This window comes from Janthinobacterium sp. P210006 (assembly GCF_036231885.1).
Classification (GTDB): Bacteria; Pseudomonadota; Gammaproteobacteria; order Burkholderiales; family Burkholderiaceae_D; genus Janthinobacterium; species Janthinobacterium violaceinigrum.
In genome coordinates this window covers 375,269-396,724 of record NZ_JAZARD010000001.1, presented here as the reverse complement: position 1 = coordinate 396,724, position 21,456 = coordinate 375,269, and the positions used below count along the sequence as shown (strand labels likewise).

19 protein-coding genes are annotated in these 21,456 nt (G+C 62.4%); 9 read left to right on the top strand and 10 right to left on the bottom strand.

From position 1 onward, the window contains the following. Window positions 1-70: 70 nt before the first annotated feature. Window positions 71-1,000, top strand: coding sequence for a phenylacetic acid degradation operon negative regulatory protein PaaX (gene paaX, locus VPH41_RS01780; protein WP_328568772.1), 930 nt, complete (start codon window positions 71-73; stop codon window positions 998-1,000). A gap of 124 nt (window positions 1,001-1,124) precedes the next feature. On the opposite strand, the gene VPH41_RS01775 is transcribed toward paaX, so the two are convergent. Further along, the gene (locus VPH41_RS01775) at window positions 1,125-1,376 is read right to left on the bottom strand and encodes a hypothetical protein (protein ID WP_152282851.1); all 252 of its coding nucleotides are present in this window, start codon (window positions 1,374-1,376) and stop codon (window positions 1,125-1,127) included. Window positions 1,377-1,517: 141 nt separating this feature from the next. On the opposite strand from VPH41_RS01775, the gene VPH41_RS01770 reads away from it, so the two are divergent. After that, on the top strand, window positions 1,518-2,642 hold the full coding sequence (locus VPH41_RS01770) for a M14 family metallopeptidase (protein ID WP_152282852.1): 1,125 nt from the start codon (window positions 1,518-1,520) through the stop codon (window positions 2,640-2,642). Window positions 2,643-2,706: 64 nt separating this feature from the next. Here the strand turns inward: VPH41_RS01770 and VPH41_RS01765 are convergent, their stop codons facing one another. Together VPH41_RS01765 and VPH41_RS01760 are read right to left on the bottom strand one after the other, a co-directional pair. Beyond that, window positions 2,707-4,014: an aminotransferase class V-fold PLP-dependent enzyme gene (locus tag VPH41_RS01765; RefSeq protein ID WP_328568771.1), complete on the bottom strand. Its 1,308-nt coding sequence runs from the start codon at window positions 4,012-4,014 to the stop codon at window positions 2,707-2,709. 11 nt (window positions 4,015-4,025) lie between these two features. Next, complete coding sequence (locus VPH41_RS01760) at window positions 4,026-6,437, bottom strand: TonB-dependent receptor plug domain-containing protein (RefSeq protein ID WP_328568770.1); 2,412 nt, start codon at window positions 6,435-6,437, stop codon at window positions 4,026-4,028. A gap of 401 nt (window positions 6,438-6,838) precedes the next feature. Here VPH41_RS01760 and VPH41_RS01755 point away from each other — a divergent pair, with 401 nt between their 5' ends. Continuing rightward, window positions 6,839-7,819: a hypothetical protein gene (locus VPH41_RS01755; RefSeq protein WP_328568769.1), complete on the top strand. Its 981-nt coding sequence runs from the start codon at window positions 6,839-6,841 to the stop codon at window positions 7,817-7,819. A gap of 69 nt (window positions 7,820-7,888) precedes the next feature. On the opposite strand, the gene pmbA is transcribed toward VPH41_RS01755, so the two are convergent. Then, window positions 7,889-9,241, bottom strand: coding sequence for a metalloprotease PmbA (gene pmbA / locus VPH41_RS01750; RefSeq protein WP_328568768.1), 1,353 nt, complete (start codon window positions 9,239-9,241; stop codon window positions 7,889-7,891). A 96-nt stretch (window positions 9,242-9,337) separates the two neighbouring features. Between pmbA and yjgA the strand changes: the two genes are divergently transcribed. The 3 genes from yjgA to VPH41_RS01735 all read left to right on the top strand — a co-directional run bounded on the left by yjgA (window position 9,338) and on the right by VPH41_RS01735 (window position 11,325). Further along, window positions 9,338-9,937, top strand: coding sequence for a ribosome biogenesis factor YjgA (yjgA, locus tag VPH41_RS01745; protein ID WP_152255036.1), 600 nt, complete (start codon window positions 9,338-9,340; stop codon window positions 9,935-9,937). A 90-nt stretch (window positions 9,938-10,027) separates the two neighbouring features. Further along, window positions 10,028-10,660, top strand: a complete 633-nt coding sequence (gene mog, locus VPH41_RS01740; protein WP_328568767.1) for a molybdopterin adenylyltransferase — start codon at window positions 10,028-10,030, stop codon at window positions 10,658-10,660. Continuing rightward, the gene (locus tag VPH41_RS01735) at window positions 10,657-11,325 is read left to right on the top strand and encodes an alpha/beta hydrolase (protein WP_152282857.1); all 669 of its coding nucleotides are present in this window, start codon (window positions 10,657-10,659) and stop codon (window positions 11,323-11,325) included. The genes mog and VPH41_RS01735 overlap by 4 nt, the downstream gene beginning before the upstream one ends. A 56-nt stretch (window positions 11,326-11,381) precedes the next feature. Here the strand turns inward: VPH41_RS01735 and VPH41_RS01730 are convergent, their stop codons facing one another. The 5 genes from VPH41_RS01730 to VPH41_RS01710 form a co-directional block, all read right to left on the bottom strand. After that, entirely contained in the window at window positions 11,382-12,935 is a 1,554-nt protein-coding gene (locus VPH41_RS01730; RefSeq protein WP_328568766.1) for a S1C family serine protease, read from the bottom strand. Between the two features lie 95 nt (window positions 12,936-13,030). Beyond that, entirely contained in the window at window positions 13,031-13,597 is a 567-nt protein-coding gene (locus tag VPH41_RS01725) for a carboxymuconolactone decarboxylase family protein (RefSeq protein WP_328568765.1), read from the bottom strand. Continuing rightward, on the bottom strand, window positions 13,597-14,445 hold the full coding sequence (locus tag VPH41_RS01720) for a fumarylacetoacetate hydrolase family protein (RefSeq protein WP_152282859.1): 849 nt from the start codon (window positions 14,443-14,445) through the stop codon (window positions 13,597-13,599). The genes VPH41_RS01725 and VPH41_RS01720 overlap by 1 nt, the downstream gene beginning before the upstream one ends. Continuing rightward, window positions 14,390-15,730 (bottom strand): MFS transporter, encoded by a 1,341-nt coding sequence (locus VPH41_RS01715; protein ID WP_328568764.1) that lies wholly within the window; start codon window positions 15,728-15,730, stop codon window positions 14,390-14,392. Before VPH41_RS01715 ends, VPH41_RS01720 begins: the two co-directional genes overlap by 56 nt. Window positions 15,731-15,732: 2 nt before the next feature. After that, window positions 15,733-17,097 (bottom strand): KamA family radical SAM protein, encoded by a 1,365-nt coding sequence (locus VPH41_RS01710; RefSeq protein ID WP_328568763.1) that lies wholly within the window; start codon window positions 17,095-17,097, stop codon window positions 15,733-15,735. Between the two features lie 280 nt (window positions 17,098-17,377). Between VPH41_RS01710 and VPH41_RS01705 the strand changes: the two genes are divergently transcribed. Both VPH41_RS01705 and VPH41_RS01700 read left to right on the top strand, forming a co-directional pair. Then, window positions 17,378-17,836, top strand: coding sequence for a cache domain-containing protein (locus tag VPH41_RS01705; RefSeq protein ID WP_328568762.1), 459 nt, complete (start codon window positions 17,378-17,380; stop codon window positions 17,834-17,836). 93 nt (window positions 17,837-17,929) lie between these two features. Then, window positions 17,930-19,636 (top strand): methyl-accepting chemotaxis protein, encoded by a 1,707-nt coding sequence (locus VPH41_RS01700; protein ID WP_328568761.1) that lies wholly within the window; start codon window positions 17,930-17,932, stop codon window positions 19,634-19,636. On the opposite strand, the gene VPH41_RS01695 is transcribed toward VPH41_RS01700, so the two are convergent. Further along, window positions 19,633-20,211 (bottom strand): DNA-3-methyladenine glycosylase, encoded by a 579-nt coding sequence (locus VPH41_RS01695; protein ID WP_328568760.1) that lies wholly within the window; start codon window positions 20,209-20,211, stop codon window positions 19,633-19,635. The two genes, VPH41_RS01700 and VPH41_RS01695, sit on opposite strands and share 4 nt — an antisense overlap. Before the next feature lie 290 nt (window positions 20,212-20,501). On the opposite strand from VPH41_RS01695, the gene VPH41_RS01690 reads away from it, so the two are divergent. Continuing rightward, entirely contained in the window at window positions 20,502-21,368 is an 867-nt protein-coding gene (locus VPH41_RS01690; RefSeq protein ID WP_328568759.1) for an HDOD domain-containing protein, read from the top strand. Window positions 21,369-21,456: the final 88 nt, after the last annotated feature.

Genomic DNA, 21,456 nt, shown 5'->3' with positions numbered 1-21,456 from the left:
CGCTACCCGCGCAGCCAAGTAAACTGCTGCTTTTATTGAATCGACCGCAACACGGCCAGACCGGAACCACATGAAGAACACCCGCTGCACGGCATGGATAGCCGATTTCCTGGAACGCGACCCGCCGCGCTCGAAGTCCCTGGTAATGACCATCTTTGGCGATGCCATCGTGCCGCGCGGGGGCGCCATCTGGCTGGGCAGCCTGATCGAACTGCTGGCGCCATTCGGCGTGAACGACCGTTTGTTGCGCACCAGCGTGTTCCGCCTGGCCCAGGAGGGCTGGCTCAGCTCGCAGCGCGACGGCCGCCGCAGCGCCTATACGATACGCCCGGAGGCGCTGGCCCGCTTCGAGCGCGCCTATCGCCGCATCTATGCGCCACTGGTCGTGCACTGGGATGGCAGCTGGACCCTGGTGATCGGGCCGGCCGGCAGCATCGGCGCCGCCGAGCGGGGGGCGCTGCGCAAGGAATTATTATGGGCCGGCTATGGCTTGATCTCGCCGGGCATCTTTGGCCATCCGGCCAGCAATACGGAGGCGCTGGAAGATATCCTGGTGCGCAATGAGGTGCAGGGCAAGCTGTATGTCTGCCACACCACGGAATTGCCGGGTGTCAGCACGCGCCCCCTGCGCGACATGGTGGGCGAATGCTGGGATCTGTCGGAAGTGATGGCCGGCTACCAGAAATTCATCGCCAGCTTCCAGCCGCTGCTGACCTTGCTGCAAGAAGAGCCCGTATTCGATGCGGAACAGGCATTCGTCATCCGCTCGCTGCTGACGCACGCCTACCGCCGCGTACAATTGCACGATCCGCAATTGCCCGTCGAACTGCTGCCCGAACCGTGGCCCGGCACGCAGGCATATGCGCTGGCGCGCGACCTGTACCGCATCACGTATGCGTCCGCCGAGGAACATATCCTGGCCACCTTGCGGCGCGAAGATGAACAGGCGCCCGATGTGGAGCCGTGGTTTTTTGAACGTTTCGGTGGACTTGATACCTGAACCCAACGGCCCGGCAGCGGGGGCGCTTCCTTCGGAATCGGAATACGCTCCATTGGCCCCTGTTCCCCTGAGGCTCTGCCCCCGGCCCTGGCGTTTGCGGTGACGATATCAAACCCGCCTCAAGCTACTGCTTCGCCACTTGCTTGGCGCCAGCCAATAAATCCTGCCCCAGCTTTTCCAGCGCATTGGCCTGCACCAGCATGGTATCGAGGATGGCGATATTGAAGCTGAATTCGGCCGGCGTCGTATAGCCGGGGAAACGTATGATGCGCAGCAATTCCTGCAAGGTCGTGCCCTTGCCCAGGTGCGCCAGGGCGTCGCTGAGGGCGCTGATTTTCTTTTCCAGATCGCGTATATGGTTGCCGTTGTCGTCCATGATGATCTCCCCGTGGTGGAGCTATCACGTTAGCAAAGCATGTCCGTCATCGTTTGCGCCAGCACAAAGGGCGCCGCAAAACAGGTATCATCGCGCCATTGCACACGATGCAAAACCCATACGTTTTTATCAGGAACACTCATGACCATTAAAATCAGCCAGCAATTCGACGCCGGCGCGATCGAGGTGCTGCGCGCCGACGATGCCCAATCCATCGAGCTGAACATCCGCAAGGATTCCCACGCCGACATCACGCAGTGGTTTTACTTCCGCCTGCAAGGCGCACAAGGCGAGGCGTGCAAGATCCGCTTCCTGAACGCAGGCAAGTCGGCCTACCCGGACGGCTGGAAAGACTACCAGGCCGTGGCCAGCTACGACCGCGAAACGTGGTTCCGCGTGCCCACCAGCTTTGACGGCACGGTGATGACCATCGAACATACGCCGGAAGAGGAAAGCGTGTACTACGCGTATTTCGAGCCGTACCCATGGGACCGCCACCTGGCCCTGATCGACAGCGCGCAAGCGTCGCCGCTGGTGCGCTTGATCGACCTGGGCAGCACCGTGGAAGGCCGCGACATGAATCTGCTGGTCGTCGGCGACGCCGATGCCGAAAAGAAAGTCTGGGTCATCGCGCGCCAGCATCCCGGTGAAACGATGGCGGAATGGTTTGTCGAAGGCATGCTCGAAGCCTTGCTGGACCAGGCCAACCCGTTTGCCCGCCAGTGCCTGCAGGACGCCGTCTTCTACGTGGTGCCGAACATGAACCCGGACGGTTCCGTGCATGGCAACCTGCGCACCAACGCGGCGGGCGCCAACCTGAACCGCGAATGGATGACGCCGACGATGGAACGCAGCCCGGAAGTATTCCTGGTAAAACAGAAAATGCATGAAATCGGCTGCGACCTGTTCCTCGACGTGCATGGCGACGAAGGCTTGCCGTACGTGTTCGTGGCCGGCAGCGATGCGCTGGAAAATTTCACGCCAGCACAAAAGGCCCAGCAAGACCGCTTCATCGCCGACTTCAAGGTGGCCAGCCCCGACTTCCAGGATGAGCACGGCTATGAAGATGGCCCGTTCACGCCGGAAGTGCTGACCATGGGTTCGCCCCACATCACCCATGCTTTCGGCTGCCTGTCGCTGACGCTGGAACTGCCGTTCAAAGACAACGCCAACGATCCCGACCCGCAAACGGGCTGGAGCGGCGCCCGCAGCGCCGCCCTGGGCGCGGCAGTACTGCAGCCTATCCTGGCAACCCTGCGCGCCTAAACGATAACCCGGCAGCACCCGCAGTCACGCGGCCCGCCCCTTGCAGGCGGGCCGCGCTTTTCTCTCAGCCCTTCGCTACCTTGCGCAAGGCTTCCACCAGCCGGTCCAGATGCGACTCGGGCGTAAAGATGCCCGGCGTCACGCGCACGCACGCGCCACTGGCAAGGCCGTCGCGCGGCACGGCAAAGATGCCGTGTTCCTGCACCAGTTTTTTCGACAGCGCATAGCTGTCGGCCACGCTCGTCCTGCCCTTCAGACGGAACGAGGCGATGGCGCTCGTCAGGCGCGGGTCCGCTGACGCCAGCACCTCGATGCCCTCGATGGCGCGTGCCGCCTCCACCCAGCGGTTGCGCAGCAGCCGCAGCCGCGCCTGCTTGTTGGCCACGCCGATCTGCGCGTGCAAGTCCAGCGCCGCCGGCAGACTCAGGTAGGCGGCAAAATTGACCGTGCCCGTATGCACGCGCGTACGGATATCGTCGCCCGCCTTTTCGCCAAGATAGGGGTCGATATCGGCCACCCTGCCCCGCTTGATGTAGGCAGCGCCCACGCCGACGGGCGCGCCTATCCATTTATGCAGGTTGATGCCGGCAAAATCTGCCTGCAGGTCAGGAATCGTCATGTCCAGCTGGCCAAAGCCATGCGCCGTATCGACGATCACGTCGATGCCCCGCGCGCGCGCCAGGCGGCTGATCTCGGCCACGGGCAAGACCATGCCGTTGCGGTGATTGACGTGCGTGAGCAGCATCAGTTTCAGGGCTGGATGGCGGTCCATGGCAGCAACATAGGCGGCAACAACGTTGTCATGCGTAAACGGTTCCGGCATGGCAACCGACACGACCTGGGCGCCGCGCCGCTGCTGCAGCCAGCGCGTGACGGTGATCATATTGTCGTAATCGATATCCGCGTACAGCACCGCATCGCCCGGCTGCAGGCGATTGTAGCCGGCGATCAGGACTTGCAGCGCTTCCGTGGCGCCGCGCGTGAGCACGATTTCATCGATCCCCACGCCCAGCGCCCTGGCCGCCGCCGCGCGGGCCGCTTCGAAGTCGGAGGGAAAGCGCATGCGCGCATACCAGGCATTGTCGCGGTTGACCATGGCCAGCTGCTGCTCGTAATGGCGCAGCACGGGCCTGGCCATCGAACCCCAGAAGGCGTTGTCGAGCTGCACGATGGCATCGGTCGTGTCGTATTGCGCGGCCACGGCTTGCCAGTATGCCTGGTTGCCGGCCAGGACATCCGGCGTGGTGCCGGCCGGCACCGGCGGCAAGGACGGAGGCAGGGCCGCAGACGCTGCCGACGCTGCGCCCGCAGCCATGGGCAGCGCTGCCGCCAGCGAACCCGCGCGCAACAGGGCGCGGCGTTGTGGATTCATCGTCATCTCCCTTAAAATTTCACTTTGTACTCGACGTACAGATTACGCCCGTCCGTGTCGTACGGCGCATTGCGCGAATAGATCAGACCGCGGCTGGCCTGGAAGGTTGCCTCGTCAGGATACTTGTCCAGCACATTGTCGATACCCACGCGCACGGACTGCTTGTCGCTGATCTTGTAGCTGGCCGCCAGGTCCAGGAATTGCATGGCGCCAAAACGCTGGAAGATGTCGCCCGTGGCGTTGCCCGAATTGTCCGTCCACGCGCCGTAATAGCGCACGCGGGCCAGGGTGTTCCAGTTGCCCAGGTCATAGTTGCCGCTGATGGTGGCTTTCTGGCGCGGCAGGCGCTCCTCGAACACCTGGCGCTGGGCCGGATTGGTCACCAGGCTGGACTTGCCGCCATCGACCTTGGTGGTGTTGTAGTTGTAGGCCAGGGTCAGGTTCAGCTTGCCGTCGCCGACGCGGCTCAGGTGGCTGCCCACGATATCGATGCCGCGCGTGGTGGTGTCGAAGTCGTTGGTGAAATAGCTGACGGAAGTGTAGCGCAGCGGGTTGGCCACGCCGGCCGGCACGGCAAACGAGGCGGACGTGCTGAAGCGGTCGCTGACCTTGATGTCATACACATCGACGGAACCGGAGAACCCGGCCGGCGTCTTCCACGTAAAGCCCAGGGACAGGTTTTTCGATTTTTCCGGCTTCAGCGCCTGCGCGCCGAGCAGGATGGCCAGCGGATCGTTGTTGGCCAGGCGGCCGCTGGTAAACAACAGCAGGGTCTTGGTGTCGAGCCCCTGGTTCGTGCTGTTAGTGTTCGACTGGCCCGGCGTTGGCGCACGGAAACCCGTCGAGTAGGAGCCGCGCAGGGCCAGGTCGTCACTGAGCGCATAGCGGGCCGACAACTTGCCGTTGACGGTGCTGCCAAATTCCGAGAAATGCTCGTAGCGGGCCGCGCCGCCCAGGCTCAGCGCCTTGCTGACGGGCACTTCCACGTCCAGGTAGGCCGCATAGCTGTCCTGCCCCCAGTTGCCCGCCTGGCGGTCGCTGAAGCCTGGCGCGCCGTTCGCGTTCGCATCGAGGCCGATGGCTGCGCCCGGTCCCACCGTCCAGGACGCCACATCGCCCGCCTTCACGCCATAGGTTTCGTTGCGCGCTTCCGCGCCAAACGCGATATTCACCGGTTGCGGCAGCGATGCCACGGGCAATTCATAATTAAAGTTGGCGTTGAGGATCTTTTCCACCTGTGACAACTGCCCCAGGTAGAACGACGTCGGGCTGGTCGGCCCCATCGACGCATTGATGGAGTTGGCCAGGTGATAGTCGATGCGGTTGCGGCCGTAGGAAGCGCTCACATCCCAGCCGAAGCGGTCGTTGAAGTGACCGCGCGCGCCAGCCACCAGCTGCAAATCGTCCTGGTCGTTCGAATAGCTGGGGCTGAAACCGAGCGGGTACAGGCTGCGCAAGTCCCAGCCGGGGAACAGGCTGCTGGTCTTGTACGCGCCCGTGCTGGTGTCGGGATTGCGCCAGTTGAAGTCCGAGGTGCCGTCACTGCGGCTGAACAGGCCGAAACCGTACAGTTCCGTCGTCTCGGACAAGGCCATGCTGGCATTGAAGCCGATGCGCTTGCTGTCGAGTTCAGGCTGGCCCCAGCGCTGCACGGGATTCGGTACCTTCAGTTCCGGATGCGCATTCTGGAAAGCAATGGCGTCGACCCGCTGGCGCGTGCGCGACGTGGGATCGGACTTGGCCAGCGCGCCGAAAATCGTCGCCTTGCCCGTCTCGCCAAAGGCAAAACCCGTCTTCAGGTTCACTTCATTGCCCTTGCCGTCGCCTTCCGAATATTGCGAATGGTGCACGGAAACCTCCGTACCGGGCGTGTCGTCGAGAATGATGTTGATCACGCCGGCAATCGCATCGGAACCGTACTGGGCGGAAGCGCCGTCGCGCAGCACTTCGATGCGCTTGATGGCGGACACGGGAATCTGCGCCAGGTCCGGCGCCTGCGCGCCGCGCGCGCCGAGCAGGGCGCTGCGGTGGAAACGCTTGCCATTGACCAGCACCAGGGTCTGGTCCGGCGACAGGCCGCGCAGGGTGGCGGGACGCACGAACACTTGCCCGTCAGCCATCGGCAGACGCTGCACCACATATGAGGGCACGAGTTGCGCCAGCACATCGTTCAAGTCCGACGATTCGACGGCGCCGATATCTTCGCGGTTGAACACATCGACGGGCGCCATGGTGTCGAACTGCGTGCGGTTGCTGCCGCGCGTGCCCGTGACGATCACGGCTTGCGGGGCTTCAATGGCGTCGCTGGCGGAAGCTGGGGCAGCGGGCGCATCGCCACTGGCTTGGGCCTGATTGGCAAACAGGGCGTTCATGGCACACAACAGGGCCACCGCGCGGGCGATGCGGGTACGGGAGTAGGTCATGGAGAGAGTCACTATGCAGGTTGGATCAACAACGACGCGTCACGGCAAGACTCGCATCTTGCATGAAATATCACGAAGTTCGGCTTACTTACATTAAAAGCATCTAATTTGCGCAGATAACGTCAGATGGCGACATCATACGAAGGCAATATTTCACCCGTATGACGCGCCGAGCACTGCTGGCAAAACACCGCATGCACCGTGCAGCGGCGGCAGCCAGGCCGCCTTGGCTTGCGTCGAACGCACGCAGGCGCATGGCACCGGTATTCGGAGGAGAAATGGAGGGGGCGATGAGACAATTCGATAGATTTCCTACAATCAACACTCCCTATAATGCGGCGGCGCAACGACACGCATTCTTGTCGCTATATTAGGTTGTAAAGATGAAGAAACAGACCATATTGTGCGCCCTCGTCAGCTTGCTCGCCGCTTGCGGCGGTGGCGGCGGCGGTGACGGTGGTAGCGGGAATGGCAGCAGCCCGGATCTCAAGCCGGTGGTTCCACCGGCACCAGTACTGGCATCCATCAATGCCGCTGATGCATTAAAGAAATTCCTGGGCAGCGACCTGACCATCTCGAACCTGGCATCCAATGATGGCAGTCTTGGGACGGCGACATTGATCGTCAGCCAGGAATTCGGACAGCCTGCCCCCTTCGTTACCAATGGCGTGTCGCAACAAGCGGCATCCGTCAAAGTCATTTCACTGCTGCGTAGCAATGCCAGTGGCAAACTGCAATACCGCAATACCTGGAAACTGCACCTGGATGCGAACATGCAGCCCATCGGCATGGCGATCGGCTATGCCGATGCCGGCTACAAGGCATGCATGTCCGTCACGGGCCGTAACGAGTTGCCCACCCTCAGCAATGCATCCGGGACGTATTTTTCAGGCGTGCAGACGCTGACTTATACGGAAGGTTTCAAAGCGGGGAAATACGCGAATTACTGCGACCCAAGCGGCACGGCAAGCACCAACGTGGAATGGTCGATTGCGGCAGGTTCGCCGCATCCCTATTTCTGCCTGAGCATGCCTGGCAGCATGTCCAAGACCAAGACGCGCATGTGCATTCCAGTCGATGCGGCCGGCACGCAGAACAATTCCGCATGGGTTCGACTCTACAACGAGGACGGCAGCGTCGCGATCGACTACAAGAACACGGCCCTGAATAAACCGGTGGAACAACTGGGAACCGCCGTCGATGCCAACAATTATTGGTATGGCGCCGTGTGGCGTCCTCAGGACGGCTATATCTACCAGCGCTACCAGGATACCAAGTTTGCGTCCGAGCAGGCATGCCGGGACCAGACGACGATTAACTGGAAAGCGACATGGGACGCCACGAATATTTCGTGGACGTGCGTCAACGTCCAATCGAAGTAAGCGAGCAAACTAGTAGCGCCCCAGCCTGCCGGCAGCGATGCCGCTGGCTGGGGCGTATCCGGGCAGTGTTCAACCGCCGGCCACCACCATGCTCTCGATGAGGATGGAGCCCGTCTGTTTGGTGCCGCGGCGCAAGACGTCGGCGCCCACGGCCACGATGTTGCGCAGCATGTCCTTCATGTTGCCGGCAATGGTGATTTCTTCCACCGGATATTGAATCACGCCATTTTCCACCCAGAAACCGGATGCGCCGCGCGAATAGTCGCCCGTCACGTAGTTGGTTCCCTGTCCCATCAGTTCCGTGACCAGCAAGCCCGTGCCCAGCTTTTTCAGCATGGCAACGAAATCGTCGGTGGCGGCCGTCTGCGTCGAGGTCAGGTACAGATTGTGCGAGCCGCCCGCGTTGCCCGTCGTCTGCATGCCCAGCTTGCGGGCCGTATAAGTCGACAGGAAATAACCTTGCACCACGCCATCCTTGACGACATCGCGGCTGACGGTTTTCACGCCCTCTTCATCGAACGGCGCGGAACCGACGCCGCCGATCACATGCGGGTCTTCGAAGATCTGCACGTGCGATGGCAGCACCTGCGTGCCCAGGGAATCGAGCAGAAAAGTGGACTTGCGGTACAGGGCGCCGCCCGAGGTCGCTTGCACATAGGTACCCAGCAAACCCGCCGCCAGCGGCGCTTCGAACAGCACGGGACAGGTACGCGTGCCCAACTTGCGCGCGTTCAGGCGCGACAGGGCGCGCTCGGCGGCGTAGCGGCCGATGGCTTCCGGACTCGACATCTTGGCCGCGTCGCGCACGGACGAATACCAGTCGTCGCGCTGCATCTTCGCGCCCTTGCCCGCAATGGGCGCCACGGACAGCGTGTGGCGCGAAAACGGGTAGCCGCCGATGAAGCCGCGCGAATTGGCGGAAACAAAATGCGATTGCTGCACGTGCACGCTGGCGCCCTCGCTGTTCGTGATGCGCGGGTCGACGGCAAACGCGGCCGCTTCGGCCCGCTGGGCCAGCACGACGGCATCCTCGGCGGAAATGAGCCACGGATAAAACAATTGCAGATCGCGGGGCGACATTTCCAGCATCTCCGCGTCGGCCAGGCCCGCGCAATCGTCCTCGGCCGTGAAGCGGGCGATGTTGTAGGCGGCATCCACCGTGGCGCGCAGGGCGGACGGAGAAAAGTCGGAAGTGCTGGCATTGCCGCGTTTCTTGCCGACAAACACGGTCACGCCCATGCCCTTGTCCTTGTTTTGCTCGATCGTCTCGATCTTGCCTTTTCGTACAGAAACGGACAGGCCACCGCCTTCGCTGACTTCGACGGCAGCGTCGGTACCGCCCGCTTCCCGCGCAAAAGACAACACATCACGGGCCAGTTGCTGCAATTGCTCTTGACTATGGGTAAATACGGAGTCGTTCATGCGCTGTTTTCTTCGGAAAGCCGCTAAAAAGGTTATCATAGCAGTCGTTTACAGTTTACAGGAGCGGTCCACAAGTCCTCTCCCGCCTTATATATCATGCCAAATCCAAACCGGGGAGCTTGCGGCTTCCAATCGTCCGAATTCGAACAGGAATATGAACGTCCGTCGAAATCGGAACTCAAGCGCCAGATGACCGTCCTGCAAAAGCTGGGCGAAGAACTCGTCAATGAAGCACGCGACCGCGTCAAGCGCGTTCCCATGCCGGAAGACGTGCGCGACGCCATCCTCGAATGCCAGCTGATCAAGGATCACGAAGGCCGCCGCCGCCAGCTGCAATACGTGGGCAAGAAAATGCGCACCCTGGATGAAGAAGAAGTTGCCGCCATCCAACGCACCATCGATAGCTGGAAAGGCTTGTCGAAAGCCGACACGGCCGCCATGCACGCGATGGAACGCCGCCGCGACAAACTCTTGACGGACGACAAGGCCCTGACCGTCTTGCTGTCGGAAAACCCGGAACTGGACGTGCAGCACCTGCGCACCCTGATCCGCAATGCCCGCAAGGAGCAAGCCGAGAACAAGCCGCCGAAGGCCTACCGCGAAATCTTCCAGATCCTGAAACAGATCGCCAAGAAACAAAACGGCGGCAAGGATGAGGCGGATGAAGACGGCGTCGAGCCGGAAGACGACGAATAATCCGCCGTCCACAACCAAGGATGGACAAAAAACCGGGATAATCCCGGTTTTATTGTTTTTACGCCACTCCAGACTTTTTATAGGTGACCGATGTCCACCACCCTCGAAGACGAATTGATTATCGGCCTCGTGTCGATCTCGGACCGCGCCAGCGGCGGCGTGTATGAAGACCTGGGCATTCCCGCCCTGGAAAGCTGGCTGGCCGCCGCCATCCGCACGCCGTTTCGCCTGGAAAAGCGGCTGATCCCGGACGAGCGTTCGCAGATTGAAAACACCCTGATCGACATGGTTGACCTCAGCCATTGCCATCTGATCCTGACGACGGGCGGCACGGGCCCGGCACGGCGCGATGTGACGCCGGATGCCACGCTCAGCGTCGGAACCAAGGAAATGCCCGGTTTCGGCGAACAGATGCGCCAGATCAGCCTGCAATTCGTGCCGACGGCCATTTTGTCGCGCCAGGTGGCCGTGATCCGCGAAACGCCCGAGCGCGCCGCCCTGATCATGAATTTGCCGGGCCAGCCCAAGGCCATCAAGGAAACCCTGGAAGGACTGAAAGACGCCGATGGCCATCAGCTGGTGAACGGCATCTTTGCCGCCGTGCCCTATTGCATCGACCTCATCGGCGGTCCCTACATGGAAACCGATCCGGCCATCTGCAAGGCCTTCCGTCCCAAATCGGCGCTGCGTCCGGCGCAACCTTTACCTGAGGAAAATACATGAGCACCTTGCTGGAAACCATAGAACTCGACAGCGCACCTAACCCCACCGTCTCCATCATCTGGATGCATGGCCTGGGTGCCGACGGCAACGACTTCGTGCCCCTGGTGAAGGAACTCGATTTGCGCGGCTGCCCCGCCATCCGCTTCATCTTCCCCAGCGCCGGCACCATGCCCGTCACCATCAACAACGGCTATGTGATGCGCGCCTGGTACGACATACTCGTGAGCGACCTCGTGCGCCGCGAAGATGAGAACGGCCTGCGCGCCTCGCAGCGGCAGATCGAAGCGCTGATCGCCCGCGAAAAGGCGCGCGGCATTCCTGCCAGCCGCATCATCCTGGCCGGCTTCTCGCAAGGCTGCGCCATGACCTTGCAAACGGGCTTGCGCCATGCGGAACCGCTGGCTGGCCTGATGTGCCTGTCCGGCTATCTGCCGCTGGCCGACAAGACGGCTGCCGAGCGTACGCCAGCGAGCCTGCAGACGCCCATCTTCATGGCGCACGGCACGGCCGACCCCGTGGTGCAGATTGCCCGTGCACAGCAATCGCGCGACTTGCTCACCGGCATGGGTTACAAGGTGGAATGGCATGAATACATGATGCAGCATTCGCTGTGCCAGGAAGAAATCGACGCCATCGGCGCGTGGCTGAAAAAAGTCCTCGCCTGACATCCAACAGGCGCGGTGCGCGCCGCGCCTGTTGTCATACGGAACGCCGGGAACGCTCAGTTCGCCGGCGTTTTTTCATTCCAGATCTTCAGCATGTCGGGCGACGCTTCCGAGCGGATGCCGTTGTCCGTCAGCACCGATTCCGTCGCTGCCAGCATCTCCTTGCGGGGCACGACCACCATTTCCGCGTCGCGTTGCTGGAAGCGGAACGTCAGCAGCTCATCCGTCTGGTCGCGCAGCAAGGCCACCAGGTGCGCCAGGCTGCGCACGCGCACGCCATTGACGGAATCGACGACGGAAAAGAAACGGGTACTGTAGCCATTCATCAGCTTGTGCGGGAAAAACGGCGCGGCGATCACCACCAGTTCCTCGCGCTCGCTGTCGGGCGCATCGCCGCGCCGCGTGGCCAGCGGATTGCCGGCAAACGCCATGCCGCCCAGCATCGCTGGATTGCTATTCGGCGCCGCCATGAATTCCGTGCTGGCGCGCGAAAACACCATGGGACCGAAGATGAAATACGATGGGTAATTGCCCTGCAGGCTGGCAATGAGCATCGGGTGCGCCGCCGACACGGGCACCTTGATTTTCAGGGGCGCGCCCTGGCGCACCACCGTCAACGGCAACAGGCCGTCTTTCGCCAGCTGCTGCACCCGGTACTGGAAGCGCACGCGGCTGTTGGCATTCAGCTTGACCATGCCCTGGTTGTCGATGGGAAAATCGCCGATATGCGTGATGACGTCCCACTCCTTGAGCGGATAGGCGGCATCGTTGCTGGCCGGCGTCATCACGACGGCGCCCTCGACACCCTTGGCCAGCTTCAGATACGTGCGCAGCGCAGGATTTTCCAGCGTCTGCGTCATGTCGCGCATGGCCGGCTTGCCCTTGGGCGTGCCACTTTCCTGGTCGCGCAGGAACAGTTCGATTTCCTCGTTGGGGATGATGTAGCCGATGTTTTGCGCATTGACCATGCCGGCAAAGGCCAGGCCGATCATCTTGTCGCCGGCAATCACGGGGCCGCCGCTATTGCCCGGATTGATGGCTGCATCGATCTGGATGCGCAAGCCGGACACGGGGAAGTTGTAGCGCACGAATTCGATGCGCGACACGATGCCCTTGGTGATCGACAGCGACGTGCCGCCCGTCGGATAGCCATACGCCAGCACGGCATCGCGCACGTCCGGCAACACATTAGCGCGCGGCACCGCCTTGTGGCTGGCGAAAAAGCTGTCGTCGTCGATCTTCAGCAAGGCCAGGTCCATGCCGCGCGAGATGGCCAGCACGGTTGCCGGTATCTTGTCGCCCGCCCCATTGGCCTGGATCTGCACTTGGCTGGCATAGCCGACCACGTGCGCATTGGTGAGGATGCGGCGTCCTTCGATGACGACGCCGGAACCCGTCACCTCTTGCGGCGCAGCCTTGCTCCAGGGTTTGTAGGGGTCCGGTCCCCGCAAGGTGGAAAACACCTTGACGACGGAGTTTTCCAGCGCGGAAGCGCTGGCGGTGGCGGCGGTTTCCGCGGCAAGCGCACGCACCGCCATCAAGGGGCAAAAAGAAAGGGCCAGCGCCAGGAAGGCGCGGCCCATCAGGGTACAGCACGGACGAGTTTTCATTGAGCTTTTTGGCAATGGAAGGGAAGCAAAATTATATATTGAATAATTTCAACTTCATTACACTTTGTCCATCTTTGCCCGAAGAACTCCTCTAATCAGGCAGGCATGGGCGGCACGCCCAAGGTCGGCACGGCCGTCTGCGCGCCGTTCATGACCATGGCCAGGAAGGTGTAATAGCCATTGATGCCCATCAAGTCGACCACGCCATGCTCGCCGAACAGGGCCAGCGCGCGCGCGTACGTGGCATCGCTGACGCGCTTGTGCTGCTGCAGCTCGATGCAGAAATCATGCACGGCTTGCTCGTCGTCTTTCAGGGCCAGCGGTGCGCGCCGCGCGGCAATGGCGTCCACGGCCGCCTGCGCAATGCCGTTCTGCACGGCCAGCGGCGCGTGGATGGCCCACTCGACCTGCTGGTCCCACTGGCGCGCCGTCACCAGGATCGCCAGCTCCGACAAGCGCGTGCCGATGGCGCTGCGGTAGCGCAGGTACTCGCCCATGCGCTGCGCCGTTTCCATCAGCTCGGGGCTGCGGATCAGCGGCACGAAGGGGCCGTACAGGGCGCCGCGCGGCCCATCGATGATGGCTTGCGCGGCGGCCCGCTGCTGGGCGTCGAGCTGGTCCAGCGGCAGCGGCGGCAAGCGGTCGATATCGCTACCGGCCATCAGGCAGTCCAGGCGACCACGTCCTGCTGCTGCTCGCCCAGGCCGGCGATTCCCAGGCGCAGGCTGTCGCCTTTTTTCAGGAAGCGCTGCGGCTTGCGGCCCTGGCCCACGCCCGGCGGCGTGCCCGTGGCGATAATGTCGCCCGGTTCCAGGGTCATGAATTGCGACAGGTAGCTGACGATCTGCGCCACCGTGAAAATCATGGTTTGCGTATTGCCGGTCTGCATGCGCTTGCCATTGACTTCCAGGTACAGATCCAGATCCTGCTCGTCGATGACTTCATCGCGCGTCACCAGCCATGGGCCGACGGGGCCGAAGGTGTCGCAGCCCTTGCCCTTGTCCCATTGGCCGCCCCGCTCCAGCTGGAACGAGCGCTCGGAGATATCGTTGACGACGCAGTAGCCGGCCACGTATTTCAGCGCGTCCTCTTCGCTCACGTACTGGGCGCGCGTGCCGATGACGACGCCCAGCTCCACTTCCCAATCCGTCTTTTTCGAGCCTTTCGGCAGCACGACATTGTCGTCCGGGCCATTCAGGCAAGTAATGGCCTTCATGAAGACGATGGGTTCGGCCGGGATAGCCATGCCGGCCTCGGCCGCATGATCCGCGTAATTGAGGCCAATGCCGATGAACTTGCCGACTTTCGCCAGCGGCACGCCGAAGCGCGGGTTGCCGCGCACCAGGGGCAGCGTCTTTTCATCGAGCTTGGCCAGCTTGCGCAGGGCCTTGTCGGACAGTTGCGCACCGTCAATATCGGCGATCACGCCGGACAGGTCGCGCAGTTTGCCTTCTTCATCGATCAGGCCCGGTTTTTCCTTGCCTGGACGTCCATAACGAACGAGTTTCATAGTCTTCCTTGGAGTTGATCATTGCCGCTGTGCAGGCTGCCATTTTACCGGATGGTCCGGCACGCCTGTAGCGGTGAATGAAAAACATCGCAAGTCCCGGCAGTTGCAAGGCCGCCAGCACGCCAAATGCCACCTGGTAAGCCTGGGGCGGATACTGTTGCAGGCTGTTCAGGGGCCAGCATCCGAGGATCAGGCCAAAGCCCGCCTGCACCAGGAAGGCGCCCGTGAAAATGAGCAGGTTGAGGCTGGTGGCGGCCCTGCCCGTCAGGCTGGCCGGCATGCTTTGCGCGACGATCGCATACTCGAGGCCCGTCACCGTGCCCAGCAGGGTAAACAGTACGGACAGCAAGGGCAGGCTCGGCAGCACGTTGCATGCCATTGCCACTTGCACGGCGACAAACAGGGCGATGCCGGCGCCCGCCACTTGCATGGGTTCGATCGCACGCCGCCCTGCCCACTCCGTCAGCATGCCCATGCCGATGGCGCCGAAGATGACGGCCGCCATGCCCAGATACAACAAGTACGCGACGCTGTCGTCGGACAAGCCCCCCACGTCGGCCAGCCAGCGTCCCACCCACAGGCCCTGCACGCCAAAGAACACCGTGTGCGGCAGCAGGATCAGCGCGATGGTGCGGCGAAAACCGGGGTCCCGGTACACGCTCCAGACACTGACCTTGTTCCCCGCAGCGGCGGGCGCGGGCATGGCCGGCGACAGCAGGCGGATCAGCAAGCCGATGGCCAGCGCCGCCAGCGCCAGGCCCAGGAACACGCCGCGCCAGTCCGTGTAATGCAGGGCCAGCTTGACGGGCATGGTGGCCGTGGCCGCGCCCAGACCGCCCACGGCGATCAGGTAGCCGTGCACGGAAGGCAGGCGCGACGGCGCGATGGCGCACGAGCTCGCTTTCACGGCCGCCATGAAACAGCCGCCCAGGCCCGCTCCCATCAGGGCGCGCGCCCACATCAGCCCGGCAAAGCTGTGGCCCCGGCTGAACAGCCACACGCCCAGGGCCGCCAGCGCCAGCAGCCACAGTTGCACCGTGCGGGGGCCGTAACGGTCCAGCGCCATGCCAACCGGCAATTGCACCAGTGCAAAGGCGAGAAAGAAGGCGCTGGTCAGCAAGCCCAGCTGCGCTGGCGTCAGGGCGATGGCGCCCAGCAGCTCGGCCGTCAGCACGGCATTCACGCCCCGCAACAGGCACGACAGGTAATGCCCCAGCGCGAACGGCAGGAACACCAGGCAAAACACGGCCGCGCCGGAACGGGAAGAGCCGCCGGCACCGTGCATGCTCAGGCGGCCTGCGCCAGGCGGATGATTTTATGCGGCACCTGCGGCACTGGCTCATCCGTTTCAAAGAAAAACTTGTCGTGGCCAAAGGCCGGCTTCAAATCGTCGATCCATGTCGCTTCCGCATCGAACTTGGCATAAAACGGCCGGCGCACCCAGTCCGGGTTGCGCGCCTGCAAAAATTGCAGGGCAAACAGTTTCTCGCCATTCACGGTGACGATGCCATCGATGACGATCTTGCCGGGAAACGCGCTCATGGACGGCCCCCGCACCGTGCGCGACAGGCCGGACACCATCTGGTAAGCGGCCTGGAAGATTTCGTGCGCCTTCACCAGGGGCAACTCAAAATAGCTGCGCGGACCCGTGTCCCGCTCGACAAACATGTAATACGGAATCGCCCCCAGGCGCGTGCCCGTCTGCCACAGCTCGGCCCAGCTTGCCGGGTCTTCATTGATGTGGCGGATCAGCGGCCCCTGCATGCGCAAGGTGGCGCCCGTGGAGACGATGCGCTTGACGGCTTGCTGCGCGATATCCTGGCGCAACTCGACGGCATGGCTGTAATGGCCCATCACGGCCAGGTTCTTGCCCGCCTTGACGATGCGCTCGAACAGGCGCAGCAAATCATCCGCGTCGCGGTCCGACACAAAGCGCTGCGGCCAATACGCCACCGCCTTGGTGCCGATGCGGATGTTCTGGATGTGTTCCAGGCCAGGCGCCAGCAGCGGCTCCAGGTAGGCGGCCAGTTGCCGCGTGTTCATGATCATCGGGTCGCCGCCCGTGATCAGCACATCCGTCACTTCCCGATGTAATTTCAGGTAGGCAACCAGCTCATGCGACTCGCGCGCATCGAACTTCATGTCGTCCATGCCCACGAACTGGGGCCAGCGGAAACAGAAAGTGCAATACGCGTGGCAGGTCTGCCCTGCGCTGGGGAAAAACAGCACCGTTTGCGCATATTTGTGCTGCACGCCGCGCACGGCCGTATCGTTGACTCTGGGCACGTTATGCGTCATCTGTCCGGCCGGATGGGGATTCATGCCCAGGCGGATACCATGCACATAGGCATCGATGGCGGCCTTGTCGCGCTGCACCAGCACCAGCTCGCGCAAGTGCGCGTACTGCTCGGGCGGCAGCATGTCGCGGTGGGGAAAGACGAGGCGGTAGATGGGATCGTCAGGGATATTGTTCCAGTCGATCAACTGGTCGAGCACATATTCATTGGTGCGGAATGGCAAGACGTGCGAGACCACTTGCACGGCTTCGCGCTGCTCTTCCGGCAGCCATTCCCACTGCCGCGCCTGTTGAATGGTATGCCGCGTGTACGGCTTGAACTTCGGTGAAAACGGCTCGGGAATGCGTGCGGCCACGGTCGGCTCCTTGCCAATAAATAGCGGTAATTTCCATGAAATCAGCCCTATATCGGCCAATTCAGCCTGTTTATGCCACTGCCATGCCAACCCGGCATGCTGTGAAAGTCATCATAGTTCTTGCTGTGCGGAACCAAATTGCTACACATCAACAAGCGGTCGATACGTTGCAGGCTGCCGACAAGCAACACCTTAGTTTGTGCCATCGCAATTTGAGGGGGACCTCGGCGACGTAAATTACGACTTGGCAACACATCCCTCGATATCACAAGGAGCTTTCATGAAACGCTTATTCACGGGTAGCCTGCTGTGCCTGGCATTTGCCGTCGGCAGCGTCCATGCCGCCGTCGAACCAACGGAAAAAGACGCCATCGCCATGGCGGAACGGGGCGCCGCCTTCATGAAGGCGCATGGCAAGGAAGAAATGATGAAAAAAATCACGGCGAAAGACCCGGATTTCGTGCAGGGCTCGCTATACGTGGACATGCGCGACATCAAGACGGGCATCGTGCTGGCCCACCCCATCAATCCTTCCATCGTGGGCAAGGATTTGACGGATGTGCCCGACGCCAATGGCAAGAAATATCGCCGTGAAATCATTGAGCTGGCGCAAAAGCAGGGCAAGGGCTGGGTCGATTACCAGTACAAGAATCCCACCACTGGCAAGATCGAGCCGAAGACCACCTACATCCTGCGCGTCAACGATGTAGTGCTGGAAGCGGGGATCTACAAGAAATAAGGCAGGGGCGGCGCATGCGCATGCAGTGCGCGGCGCCCCCACGCCTGCCCCTGTGCCGCCTGCCGTTTGAACAGCCATAGCCGGGAGTCAAGCATGCTCAATCGATTACGCATAGGACCGAAATTATTGCTGGCGCCCGCCTTGGTCTTGCTGCTGCTGATACTCAGCTCGACCGGTGCCTGGTATGGCATGGTGCGGCAAAATGCCTCGCTGGAAAACATGGTGCAGGTACGCATCGCGCATCTGAAGGCGGCATCCGACGTGGCCGGCGACGCCAAGCATGTGCACGGCAATATGTACCAGTTGCTGTCGTGGACGAATGGCAGCTTCGCCAAGGCCCGCATCGATACATTGGAGCAGCAAATCAAGGCGCGCCATGCGGCCATCGGCACCCAGCTGGCCACCTTGCGCGCCACGGCCACGGGCGCCGAACGCACCTTGGTCGATGCGGCCATCGCGGCCCTGGCCGGCTACCGCAAGGCCGTGCTGGAAACCATGGAAATGGCGCAGATGGACCAGTCGATCGCCACCAATTCCATGCTCAAGGCAGAAACGCAATTCGGCCAGTTCAATACGCAGCTGGCGCAACTGTCGGCGCTGGAAACGACCCTCGGCAGCGAGGCCCATGCGACGGCCAGCGCCGAGTTCCGCAGCCTGTGCTGGAGCCTGCTGCTGACGGTCCTGCTCTCGATCCTCGTCTCCATCGTGGTGACCATGCTGGTGCGGCGCGCCATGCTGGTGGAAATCCGCGGCATCGCCGACGCCGTGCAAGACTTGGCGGCGGGCAAGCTGATGGCGGGCGCGCCCAAGCAGGGCAATGACGAGATCGCCGACACGTCGCGCGTGCTGGATCAGACCATCGCCAACCTGAACCAGACCTTGCGCACCATCATGGGCGCCGTGCAATCGATCGACACGGCCTCGCGTGAAATTGCCACCGGCAACCTCGATTTATCGGCGCGCACGGAAATGCAAGCCAGTTCGCTGGAAGAAACGTCGAGCGCCATGGAAGCGCTGACGCAAGCCGTCAATGACAATGCCGACAACGCCCAGCTGGCCTGCGAGCTGGCGGGGCAAGCGTCCACCCTGGCTGTGCAAGGCGGCGCGTCGATGCAGCAGGCGGTGACGACGATGGCGACGATACGGGCCAATTCGCGCCAGATCGTGGATATTATCGGCGTGATCGACGGCATTTCCTTCCAGACCAATATCCTCGCGCTGAATGCGGCAGTGGAGGCGGCACGCGCAGGCGAGCAAGGCCGCGGCTTTGCCGTGGTCGCTTCCGAAGTGCGCACCCTGGCACAACGCTCGGCGCAGGCGGCCAAGGAAATCAAGACCCTGATCGCCACCTCGGTCACCACCATCGACGGGGGCAGCGTGGCCGTGCAGCAAGCGGGCGACAGCATGGGCGCCATCGTGGCCTCGGTGCAGCAAGTCAATGAAATCATCCAGCGCGTGAAAGAGGCCAGCGCGGAGCAAGCCTCGGGCATCACGGAAGTGAATCAGGCCGTCACGCAAATGGATGACGTCACCCAGCAAAATGCAGCCCTGGTGGAACAGGCAGCCGCGGCAGCGGCCAGTTTGCAGGACCAGGCCGTCAAATTGTCGGCGGCCGTGGCCGTGTTCACCCTGGACGAGCCCCCTGCTACGCCGGCCGGCCATGCCGAAGACGAGGCATTCCAGCATCCGGCCAGCCCCGCCAGGGGAGAAGGCAGCGACCGGAGGGCGCTGCACAGCCCGCTGCGCGGCATGCCCGGCCGGCCTGGCGCCAACGATGCATCGCGGCGCCGACGCAGCTAGACGGCGGGTGCCCGCAACGGTTTACTCAGATAGGGCGAGCCGGCCAGCACGAAGCGCCACGGCGTTTCCATCGCCCTGGAAATGCCGATGCGCGGTCCCGCGTGCACCGTGACCTCTTCCTCGCGGGCCAGCAACTGGAATGGCGGCGCATCACGTGCCAGCCGGTTGTGCAGGTGGCTGACGCCCAGCGCCTGGCACAGCTTGCCCGGTCCCGAGCACAGCAGCCGTTCCCCCTCGACGCCACGCCGCTCCCGCATGGCATCGAGTCCCGCCAGCGGCTCGATGGCGCGAATCAGCACGCCTGCGCCATGCCCCGCTTCGCGGCACACAAAGTTCAGGCACCAGTGCATGCCGTACGAGCGGTAGACATAGGCGTGCGCAGGCGGGCCGAACATGACGGCGTTGCGCGGCGTCACGCCCCCATACGTGTGCGAAGCGGGGTCCAGCCGGTCATACGCTTCCGTTTCCACGATACGCCCGCCCACGCCGTCGACCAGCACGGTCACGCCGATCAGCTGGCGCGCCACGCTGCTGGAATCGTCCGCAAAATCGATGCCTGCCAGGATTTTTTTCATCCGGCAATTGTACTGCCGCGCTTCGCGCCGCACGCCCTCCCTTGCCTTGAAAACAAATAAAACTTGATATTTTCATCACGGAAACCATGATGGATAGCGTCGTAAAATGACGAAAATCGGGGCTGGACCAGGCCAGAACGGGGATTTTTTCCAGAATATATTGCAGAGATGAACTATTGCCATGCATAAACAGCGATAATCGTCGGGCACTGCGCCAGACGCTCATGAAGCGGGCAGCGGCAGCGCGCGACAGAATAACCAGCGGGCACAAAAATGATGATGAAAGCGTGATGATGAGAGCGGCAGCGCAAAAGCAGGTAGAGCAGGAAGATCCGGTTGACGCCTTGATGCGTTCCATCCGCATCCCGCCGCGTCCCAGCCTGCTGGTCGACCTGCAGCGCGAACTGGCCGAAGACGATCCGTCGCCGCGCCGCATCGCGCGCATCATCGCCGACGATGTGGGCATGTCCGGCGCCCTGCTGAAATTGGCCAACTCGCCGTTCTATGGCGCCGCGCGCAAGGCCAAGTCCGTCGAGCAAGGCATCAATTTTCTCGGCATCAACCAGTGCAGCGCCATGATGACGGGCTTGCTGGCACGCCAGGCGCTGGAAGCGGAAGGCGTGGAACTGACCAACTTCTGGGATGTGTCGGCCAAGCGCGCGCGCGCCCTGGTATTTACCTCGCGCAAGCTGCGCATCGCCCCGCCCGACATCGCCCACACCTTCGGCCTGTTCTGCGATATCGGCGTGCCCCTGCTGATGAACCGCTTCCCCGACTACGTCAACACATACGCGGCGGCGGCCAACGATGCACACAATTGCTTCACCAGCCTGGAAGACGCGCGCCACCAGACCAACCACGCGGCCATCGGCTGCTTGCTGGCGCGCAACTGGGGCCTGTCCTCCGATGTCTCCTGGGCGATCTTGCACCACCACGACTACTCGGTACTGGCGGACCCGTCCACGGACGACGCCATCCGCTCGCTCGTCGCCCTGTCGCTGCTGGCCGAAAAGGGCATTCAGCGCTACCATGGCAACAGTACCTCGCTGGAGTGGGATAAAGGCGGCGAACTTGCCTGCCAGCATCTCGGCCTGTCGCAGGAAGAAGCGGCCGACCTGCTCGACGAATTGCACGAGATGTTCGATACCGACCATTGATGTATCGGGCGGCCGCGTCCGCCTGTATGATCTGTCCCGGCGCCTGGCATGAGCCCTGGCGCCCGTTTCCGTTTGCCTGACCCGTATT